The sequence below is a fragment of the Rhodoblastus sp. genome, assembly GCF_041915505.1.
Lineage (GTDB): Bacteria > Pseudomonadota > Alphaproteobacteria > Rhizobiales > Beijerinckiaceae > Rhodoblastus.
Genome location: NZ_JAYSBG010000484.1, coordinates 1 through 2136, shown reverse-complemented (window position 1 = coordinate 2136; position 2136 = coordinate 1). Strand labels below are relative to the sequence as shown.

Genomic DNA, 2136 nt, shown 5'->3' with positions numbered 1-2136 from the left:
GCGGCTGCTGCCCCAGCCCGGGCCGCTGCTGGTCGCCGCCGACCTTCACATGCTGGCCGGCGACTGCGACGCCGCCTCGCTCGGCGCCATTTTCGGCCCGCTGCAAATGGCCGTCTGCGAGGCCAATGCGGGCCGCGCCCTGATCGCGACCGATTTCGCGCCGGACACGTTCGGCTTCGTGCGGATCCTGATCGCCAACCGCTCCATGCCGGCCATGGCCGCCGGCCGGCTGGCGCAAAGGGTGCTGGAAATCGAAACCTATCGCACGCTCGCGCTGATGGGCCTGCCCGAGGCGCAAAGACTCGCGCCTTCGATCCGGCGCATTGAACAGGAATTGCCCCGCGTGCTCGAAGCCATGGCGCATTCGCAGGGCGTCGAGCAGAACCGCAAATTGCTCGACGAGCTGAGCTCGCTCGCCGCCGAACTCGAGGTCGGCGCCGCGGCCAGCCTCTATCGTTTCGGCGCGACGCGCGCCTATGACGATCTGGTGCGCTCGCGGCTGGAGGCGATCAACGAAACGCCCTTGCCCGATTATCCGAGCTGGGACGGCTTTCTGACCCGCCGCCTGCAGCCGGCCATCCGCACCTGCGCCAATACCGAGGCGCGCCAGGCCGATCTGTCGCGCAAACTCGCCCGCGCCGCGCAATTGCTGCGCACGCGGGTCGATACGGAAGTGGAGGCGCAGAACGGCGATCTGCTGCGCCAGATGGGCGAGCGCGTGCAATTGCAGTTACGCTTGCAGCAGACGGTCGAGGGCCTCTCCATCGCCGCCATCACTTATTATATCGCCAGCGTGGTCCATCATCTGCTGGAAGGCGCCAAGGAGGCCGGCCTCCATGTCGAGCCGAGCATGGACACCGCGATCTTGATCCCCTTCATCGTCGCCTTCGTCGCCTGGACGGTCTGGCGCATCCGCCGCAAGCACAATGCGGAATAGCCGGGGGCTGTCGTCCCCCGGCCCGTAAGCGATCCTTATTCTTCGAGCAGGCTGCGCAGCATCCACGCCGTTTTCTCGTGCACGTCGATGCGCTGGGTGAGCAGATCGGCGGTCGGCTGGTCATTGGCCTCGTCGACCAGCGGGAACAGGTCGCGCGCGGTCCGCGCGGTGGCTTCCTGCGCCTCGACCAGCGTGCGCACCATGTCGAGCGCCTTCGGAACGCCGTCGACCTCCTTGATCGAGGCGAGCTTGACGAATTCCTTGTAGGTGCCCGGCGCCGGGAAGCCGAGCGCGCGGACGCGTTCCGCGATCAGGTCGAGCGCGGTCCATTGCTCGGTATATTGCTGCATGAACATCAGATGGAGCGTGTTGAACATCGGTCCGGTCACGTTCCAGTGGAAATTGTGGGTCATCAGATAGAGCGTGTAGGAATCGGCCAGCAGATGCGACAGGCCGTCGGCGATCTTGGCGCGCTGCATTTCCGGAATGCCGATATTGATCGGGGCGGATTTCTTGGACATTTTGATCCCTCGCTTTCGAAAGGCGGCCGAGCCGCCTGTCCGAAGAGGCGCGCCCGGACAAGCCGGCGCGCTCTTCTCAACGCCGCAATTCGGGCGCCGGTTGCAACCGGAGCGGCCCGAAGCCTGGGCGAAGGACGGACGCGATCGCCGCGTCCCGCCGCCCCAAGCTCAAGCCCTTATGGCATGCGAGGGAAAAACACATCCAACCAATAAAAGATGATTTTTTGATCGATTTTTCCGATCAGGCTCAGGCTCAGTCCTTACGCCAGACGAACAGCGAGCTGAGCGTATAGTTCCACACCGAGCCCATGATGACGCCGGCGAGGGCCGAAACCCAGACCACATGGTCGATATTATAGAGCCAGGCGGCGACGCCGACATTGGCCACGGCGCCGAAGGCGCAGACGGCGTAGAAATAGAGCAGGCCGCGCAGGATCGGCCCAAAGCCCTTCAGCTTGGCGTCACGATAGGTGATGGCGTTGTTGATGTAGAAATTGGTCGTCATCGCGACCACGACCGCGATGCTCTGCGCCACGGTGAAGGTCATGCCGGGAACGAGCAAAGCGAGATTGACGGTCAGAAGGTGGATCGCGACGCCGCTGAGACCGACCAAGGCGAAAAAGATGAAGCGGACAGGAATGCGGCCGCCGCTCGCCTTGTTCATCAGCAAGCCGAGAA

Annotated in this window: 3 protein-coding genes; 1 reads left to right on the top strand and 2 read right to left on the bottom strand. The window is 64.1% G+C overall.

The features are described 5' to 3' along the window. A partial coding sequence (locus ACE3S9_RS18950) for a DUF3422 family protein (RefSeq protein ID WP_374548033.1) occupies positions 1-937 on the top strand: 937 nt, incomplete at its 5' end. A 35-nt stretch (positions 938-972) separates the two neighbouring features. Here ACE3S9_RS18950 and ACE3S9_RS18945 read toward each other — a convergent pair. Beyond that, positions 973-1458 (bottom strand): Dps family protein, encoded by a 486-nt coding sequence (locus ACE3S9_RS18945; RefSeq protein WP_374548031.1) that lies wholly within the window; start codon positions 1456-1458, stop codon positions 973-975. 253 nt (positions 1459-1711) lie between these two features. Continuing rightward, positions 1712-2136: GtrA family protein (locus ACE3S9_RS18940; protein ID WP_374548030.1), on the bottom strand; the 425-nt coding region annotated here is incomplete at its 5' end.